The organism is Mycobacterium sp. 1165178.9 (genome assembly GCF_001673555.1).
Taxonomy (GTDB): domain Bacteria; phylum Actinomycetota; class Actinomycetes; order Mycobacteriales; family Mycobacteriaceae; genus Mycobacterium.
On record NZ_LZMB01000543.1, the window covers coordinates 1 to 6,306 of the forward strand.

Sequence of the window (6,306 nt, forward strand, 5' to 3'; positions counted from 1 at the left end):
GGTGGGCGAGTTGCCCGCCAGGCCCGGACCCGTCGAGTTGGCGTTCAACGCGCGGTCATCGCGGGCGGCGCTGGTGCGTGCCTCTGACGGGGCGGCTCTGACGGCGTGCCGAAAACGAGGGCATGCGCGACAGCGTCAGGCTCCGCGGCCGAAAGTTATTGCGTTGCGACTCTGCTTGGTGCCCCAAGGTCGATCGTTATGCAGCCCGACGATCCCAGCATCACACCGGTCAGCACTGCGGCCGCTGCAATGGCTTTCAGTAATTTCTTGGTGCCGCTCATGGCTCACGCCTTTCTACCTGTTGGGACGACGCTCCCTAAAAATGGTGCCCGACGATCGGATGCTATCGCGGTTCTTTCAACGCGTGTGCAATATCGCGCAAATAGCGGGAAGAGTGGCGCCGCGGGTTTGAAGCTGCCGTTGGTAATGAGCTTGTATGTGGTGCTTGGCCCGATTCGTCGATGGAGCGTAAGTCGTTCGAGAATTACTCACATGGGTAATTCCTGTGCGCCCGGCTGCTAAGCCCTGCCCCAATCATGTGCCCATTTGTGCCCCGTTGGTCGGTCGATGGGCCACTCTTTGTTATAAGCGCGATGGGTGGACGGAGGCCTGGCAAATGCCTAGTTGTGACGATGACACGTGGTACCTCTCTGAGAGCATCGGTCCAACGGGTCTGAGCACGGGGGCGTCGAGAGTAGGGGAGAGCAGAAGTCAGCGCCCGCTGTTCACCGATCCCTACGCGCAACTGTTTGATGCGGCGCCTGCACTTAACATTTCGTCCTCGCTTTTCCCCGACGCGATGATCGCCCGGTCGACGAAAGTCGATCCATTGATGGGGCGCGGACATAAAGGGATTTGCGCGTGAACCAACCCACCAGCACAGGAAACGACGGCGAGCCTGTGGTGCCTGTCGTGGCCACCACCCTCGCCGTGTACCGCAATTTGCGTATCGGCTTGGCCATCACAGCGGTCATGCTCGCGGCGTCATTCATCGTCCAAAGCACCTATATGCGCAGGTCAGGCAAAGGCTGCTGGCAAGGAGCCCTGAGCGAGTACTTTTACACCTCCGCGCACAGCGTTTTCGTCGCCGGGCTACTGGGACTCGCCACGCTCTTCTTTGTCTACCGGGGCAGTAGCGACACGGAGAACGCTCTACTGACAGTGGCTGGTATCGCTGGGCTGACCGCGGCCCTGGTGCCGCAGGGCAGAAGTTACATCAAATTATGCACGCCTCTCTTTATCCCGGACGCCGTCAAGGAAGCGACCGTGATCAGGCCCAATCTGGTGGCAGTGGTCGCGGCTCTCGCTGTGGCGTGGGTAATCACGTTGTTCCAGCACCATTACGACAGAAGAGGCGAGAACGGCGACAAAGTCCGCCACAAGAAGAGCCCTGGGGGAAATTGGGCGCGGTGCGTTCTCCGAATGGTCGTGGTGGTTGGTTTGATCGCCCTCTGCACCCCCGAAGTTGACTCACGAGACTATGCGCACGGTGCGGCTGGGATTCTGCTGCTCTCATCCTTCATCGCCACCGTGTTCGCCACCGCAGTCGTCGCCAGCCGAGAGCAATACTCGCCACGAGGGGCCACCGTTCATCGCATCTACAAGGGCTTTTACCGGGTGTGGGCCGTGGTGATGCTGTTGACGTTTCTCGGAATAATCGCGGTGCATTGCGCGTGGCCCATATATTTCGGGGACCGGTGGGGCACTTACGTTGAAGGCGCGGTGCTCGCGGAATTTTGCGTGTATTGGTTGGTCCAGACTTTCGACCTGTGGGATGACCCTGACCGCAAGTCTCGGCTGTCCCCGGATGACCAAGACCGACTTGCGCAAACGTACGTGCGTAGCGAAGAGAAACCTGAGGATAATTCTCTAGGCGCGAAGGTCATGTCTTTTCTGTAGTGCTGCTCGCGTCGCGCGCCCTGGGATGTTTGGTTGTCAACAAAAACCATTGCCTGACAACATATCTGGTCCTCAGTGATCGCGGACCATTACGGCACAACAGGACACCCCCGAAAAAACTAGACTCCCTGGGCGGATGGATTCGTCGGAACACTCGCATGGCTGTCCGCATATCTCGCTATGGTGACCGCACGTGAGTCAGCTGACGGCACCATTAGGGGATTTCATGGGTAAGTACAAGGTTATCGTGGTCGGCACCGACGGCTCGGACACATCGCTACGGGCGGTTGACCGCGCCGCAGAGATTGCTGCTGACTCGGGAGCAAAACTCGTCGTCGCCTCCGCATTCCTGGGTGAACAACGAGGCGGAACGGATCCCGATCAGCTTCGTGACGACCAATATCGGACCGAAGGCAACGCGCCCGTGTACGACATGTTGCGCAGAGCCGCATCCAGGGCACGGGATGCCGGTGCGACCGATGTCGAGGAACGCGCGGTGGAGGGCGCTGCGGTCGACGCGCTGCTAGAACTGGCTGACGAGATTGCAGCCGACTTGATTGTCGTGGGCAGCGTTGGCACCAATTCGATCGTCGGGAAGGTCGTGGGTTCCGTGCCGAAAGCTATCTCCAATCGCGCGAAGACGAAGGTGGAAGTCGTCAAAACCGAAGACTGAAGCCTCGCAGGGACATGCAGCCCGCGGGCACGTCGCTCATCGAGTATTCGACTACCGAACCTGGCGGACGTATTCTGCGACTTCGGCGTCGTCGCCCCGTTCATCGATTTGAGCGCAAAGGCTTCCCCGCTTCTTCACAAGGGAACTATGAAAACGCGTGCGCGGGCAGAGCATGCTGGTGTGTCCGATCAGTCGCGTTTCGCTTCGTAGCGCAGTAGGACCGTGCCACCCGGGAAGGTGCGGTTCTCCAACAGTCGCAGCGAGATCCATGACGGCAATGTCGGGAAGAACGGTGTGCCGCCGCCCACGGCGGTGGGCGCGACCACGATCCGATACTCATCTACCAGCCCGGCCTGCACGATCGGTGCGGCCAGCGTCGCGCCGGCTATCTCCAGCCTGCCCTCGGTTTGGGCTTTCAGCTTCGTCACCACCTCGACCGGGTCGCCGCGTTCCAGGCGGGAGTTCCAGTCGACGGACTCCAGGGTGCGCGAGAACACGACCTTGGGCATGTCGCGCCAGATGCGGGCGAAGTCGACGATCAAAGGGGTCGCGTCCGGGGCCCGATCGGCGGTCGGCCAGTACGCGGACATCAGCTCGTAGAGCCGCCGCCCGTAGAAGGACAGGGCGGTCTCCCGCTCGAAGTCGTTCCAGTACTGGTGCAGTTCTTCGCTCGGATCGCTCCAGTCGATGTTGCCTTGTGCGTCGGCGATGTACCCGTCCACCGACACGTTGAAGCCATAGATGAGTTTGCCCATGCAGATCAGACTGCACCGGAGGGCAAAACTCATCACGACGCCAAACGAGATATGTCAAATCCTCGTCGATGGGGCGTCTCATCCCGCGTACTGCGGGCAGTAGACATCGACAGCAGAGACGACCATCATATGTGCGACCAACCGTGGCCACGCCTCAACAGCAGCCCTAGATTGGCCCGCACTCGCCGTGATGGAACTTATTCGCTTTTATGCCTTGCGCTACACGGTGGCGGTCGGTGAGTTACTTGTCGAGCCAGCGATTCTGCACGGCGCCTTAAGGACAACGCCTAGCAAGTAAAACAGTTCGTGACCAGAGTCCCGCAAACGCCAGGGCGGGACTCTGGTCACGATCTAACGTCCGACGTTGCGTGGCGCCTAGTGGTGCCGACCTACTCATCGCCGAGCGCGGGACGCGCACGCTATGCCGTCGTGGTTCTTATCCAGGGCAGGGCGGTAGGCCGGGTCATCCGCGGGAATGTTCCAACGGCCATCTTTGTGGGCCTCGGCGCAGTTTTGGTAGTAGACCCCTGGCCGACTTGGGGTGATGCTCGGGTGGGGGGATCGCGAGATGGACACACCTCGCTCCGCTAGTGCCACAACGACGATCAGCACACAGACAACGACGACCGCGATCAGTAACCAGGCGACGCGCGGCAATCGGTCGCGAGCCTGCGCTGCTGGATGACGGCGGTGGCGGCCGGGACGCACCGCGAAGTGCCGCCGCCGGGCGGTGAACAGCTTAATCTCGCGGCATGGATCGCGTTTGGCAGTGGGCGTGGGATCGGTTTGGGACGAGGTACTGGTGGGTGCTTCTGATGGGGGCTTTCGCCTCGACCCTGCCGGTCTTCTTGTTTTGGTCGTGGGTTGTCGTCACATTCGAGAAGTCCAATCACTACGTGGAAGCGTCTGTTTTCGCAGCTGTCGTAGCGCTGATATTGAACTTCGTAAATCTTATCCCTGGTATTAGACGGTTGCGGCTGGCACAACAGTGGGCGGCCGGCCGTGAAGTTGATCGAGCAAAGGCCCTGGAAGATACCTATGCCTGGGTTCGAATCGCTGATATTCGAGCGTTGTGGTTGATAGCGGCTTCGCTCGTGGTGCTGTTGACGGTTGTCGGTTTGATCGTCGGAGCTGGCGGGACGCGGCTAGTTCAGTACGGGATCGTCGGCGTGACCACAGGATTCGCTACCGCGCTGATCGGCGTGCACAACTTTGGGGAAGGAGCAGTGCGACCGGCCAGGGCAGCCCTCGCCGGGAATACTGGCATCGGCGACACCTTCCCGCGCTCGCGCCCGACCTTTGCCGCGTGGTTGGGCCTCTCGATCGTGGGCTCCATTTTCACCTTCTCCGCGATGGCCGCAATGGTGGCGCTCGCGCTGAATCGAGGCAGGGAAGCCCCGGTGCTCTCCGTTGTGATCGCTTGCGCGTTGACGCTTGCCGTCGGGGTACCTATCACCGTCGGTGCGATGCTCTCGCCGTCCTTCCGGCCCATTCGCGACCTCGCCCAAGCGACTGTGCGGGTCGGAGCTGGCGACTACAGCCAGCGCCTACCAGTGGTCCAGGACGACGACCTCGGCGCACTGGTGGCCTCATTCAACCGGATGCAGGCGGGATTGGCTGAGCGGCAACGACTTCACGCGGCTTTTGGCACTTATGTCGATCCCGGCCTGGCGGCGCGCTTACTTGAACAGGGTGGCGATGTCTTCACCGGGGAACGCCGCGAGGTCACGGTGATGTTCGTAGACATTCGTGACTTCACTCCGTTCGCCGAGGCCAACACGGCCGAGGACACCGTCACCCGCCTCAACGCCCTATTCGAGATTGTCGTGCCCGCGGTGCTGGATGCCGGCGGCCACGTCAATAAGTTCCTCGGCGACGGCGCGCTGGCGGTTTTCGGTGCGCCGAATGATCTGGCCGATCACGCCGACGCCGCGGTGAACGCCGCTGTGACGATTCAGCGCCTCGTCACCGAAAGGTTCGGGGGGGAGCTGCGGATCGGCATTGGGATCAACACCGGTGTGGTGATCGCCGGAACGATCGGCGGCGCAGGCAAGTTGGAGTTCACTTTGATCGGTGACACGGTCAACGTGGCTGCCCGTGTCGAGCAGTACACCAAGACCACCGGTGACACGATCCTGCTCACCCGCCATTGCCTTGACGCGCTGAATGGGCGCTCACCGGAACTCATCGACCGGGGGTCCCACGCTCTTAAGGGCAAGTCAGCCGCCGTGCAACTCTTCGGACTTGCCCTGTGAATCGGGCCGCCCCAATGGGAGAGTAGGGCGGCCGAGCAACTATTAAGACGCGGCTTAGAGCAATTGGGTTCCAAGCGCTTCGCCAGCGTCATCGGTCGGGCCGTACGACCTCCGCCGGCAACCACAGATTCATCGTCAGCCTGGACAGTCCGTTGCCGCTCGTCGCAGGCATGTCAACGGCTGCCAGCCAACTTCCGTTCGATGTGCGTATTTATGCGATCTGCCGGGCAAACATCGTTGGCTCCAGGTGCAGTCCAAATGCTTTGACCCACATAGGCAGTTCGTCCTTACGCATTGCCTTCGTGGGAAAGACCCGGGCAACATCAACCCGCACTTTCCGGTCGAGGTGGTGCAAGGTGGCGTACTCATCCGAAGGCTCCCACGAATCGAACATAGGTTCGATTATGCTCCTCGGGCGTTAGGTCGCCGGTCGAGATCAGGTCATATGTAGTTCATGAGGCTAAGCTAGTTGCACTAAGTGCAATGCTTTAGCTGCATAAACTCTGGTGCGCGATACTGGGATTGAACCAGTGACCTCTTCCGTGTCAGGGAAGCGCTCTCCCGCTGAGCTAATCGCGCCGGGAAACCAAAATTGGAGGTGGAGACGGGAATCGAACCCGTGTGCACGGCTTTGCAGGCCGTTGCCTCACCACTCGGCCACTCCACCGTTGGGGTCCACGCCACTTGCACCTTCGAGCGGATGACGGGATTCGAACCCGCGACC

General features: G+C 60.8%; 7 protein-coding genes and 2 tRNA genes. 3 read left to right on the plus strand and 6 right to left on the minus strand.

Annotated elements, in window-relative coordinates:
• Positions 1–155: 155 nt before the first annotated feature.
• Positions 156–281 carry a hypothetical protein gene (locus A5652_RS28995; RefSeq protein WP_255361862.1) on the minus strand — a complete coding sequence of 42 codons (126 nt, stop codon included), beginning with the start codon at positions 279–281 and terminating at the stop codon, positions 156–158.
• A gap of 580 nt (positions 282–861) precedes the next feature.
• Between A5652_RS28995 and A5652_RS23130 the strand changes: the two genes are divergently transcribed.
• Together A5652_RS23130 and A5652_RS23135 are read left to right on the plus strand one after the other, a co-directional pair.
• Complete coding sequence (locus A5652_RS23130) at positions 862–1,899, plus strand: hypothetical protein (protein WP_067357386.1); 1,038 nt, start codon at positions 862–864, stop codon at positions 1,897–1,899.
• 226 nt (positions 1,900–2,125) lie between these two features.
• Positions 2,126–2,572 (plus strand): universal stress protein, encoded by a 447-nt coding sequence (locus tag A5652_RS23135; RefSeq protein WP_067357390.1) that lies wholly within the window; start codon positions 2,126–2,128, stop codon positions 2,570–2,572.
• A 188-nt stretch (positions 2,573–2,760) separates the two neighbouring features.
• Here A5652_RS23135 and A5652_RS23140 read toward each other — a convergent pair whose 3' ends face one another.
• Positions 2,761–3,327: a dihydrofolate reductase family protein gene (locus tag A5652_RS23140; RefSeq protein WP_067357393.1), complete on the minus strand. Its 567-nt coding sequence runs from the start codon at positions 3,325–3,327 to the stop codon at positions 2,761–2,763.
• Between the two features lie 393 nt (positions 3,328–3,720).
• On the minus strand, positions 3,721–4,035 hold the full coding sequence (locus tag A5652_RS29280) for an excalibur calcium-binding domain-containing protein (RefSeq protein WP_369805858.1): 315 nt from the start codon (positions 4,033–4,035) through the stop codon (positions 3,721–3,723).
• Between the two features lie 44 nt (positions 4,036–4,079).
• Here A5652_RS29280 and A5652_RS23145 point away from each other — a divergent pair, with 44 nt between their 5' ends.
• Complete coding sequence (locus A5652_RS23145; RefSeq protein WP_067357396.1) at positions 4,080–5,582, plus strand: adenylate/guanylate cyclase domain-containing protein; 1,503 nt, start codon at positions 4,080–4,082, stop codon at positions 5,580–5,582.
• A 211-nt stretch (positions 5,583–5,793) separates the two neighbouring features.
• Here A5652_RS23145 and A5652_RS28805 read toward each other — a convergent pair whose 3' ends face one another.
• From A5652_RS28805 to A5652_RS23160, 3 genes are all read right to left on the minus strand, one after another.
• Complete coding sequence (locus A5652_RS28805) at positions 5,794–5,976, minus strand: hypothetical protein (protein ID WP_082984037.1); 183 nt, start codon at positions 5,974–5,976, stop codon at positions 5,794–5,796.
• Between the two features lie 110 nt (positions 5,977–6,086).
• A tRNA-Val gene (locus tag A5652_RS23155) sits at positions 6,087–6,161 on the minus strand.
• A 14-nt stretch (positions 6,162–6,175) separates the two neighbouring features.
• Positions 6,176–6,249, minus strand: a tRNA-Cys gene (locus A5652_RS23160).
• Positions 6,250–6,306: the final 57 nt, after the last annotated feature.

Coding starts and splice junctions, on each gene's coding strand:
- A5652_RS28995 (WP_255361862.1), bottom strand. CDS start 281: ATGAGCGGCACCAAGAAATTACTGAAAGCCATTGCAGCGGCCGCAGTG.
- A5652_RS23135 (WP_067357390.1), top strand. CDS start 2,126: ATGGGTAAGTACAAGGTTATCGTGGTCGGCACCGACGGCTCGGACACA.
- A5652_RS23140 (WP_067357393.1), bottom strand. CDS start 3,327: ATGGGCAAACTCATCTATGGCTTCAACGTGTCGGTGGACGGGTACATC.
- A5652_RS23145 (WP_067357396.1), top strand. CDS start 4,080: ATGGATCGCGTTTGGCAGTGGGCGTGGGATCGGTTTGGGACGAGGTAC.
- A5652_RS28805 (WP_082984037.1), bottom strand. CDS start 5,976: ATGTTCGATTCGTGGGAGCCTTCGGATGAGTACGCCACCTTGCACCAC.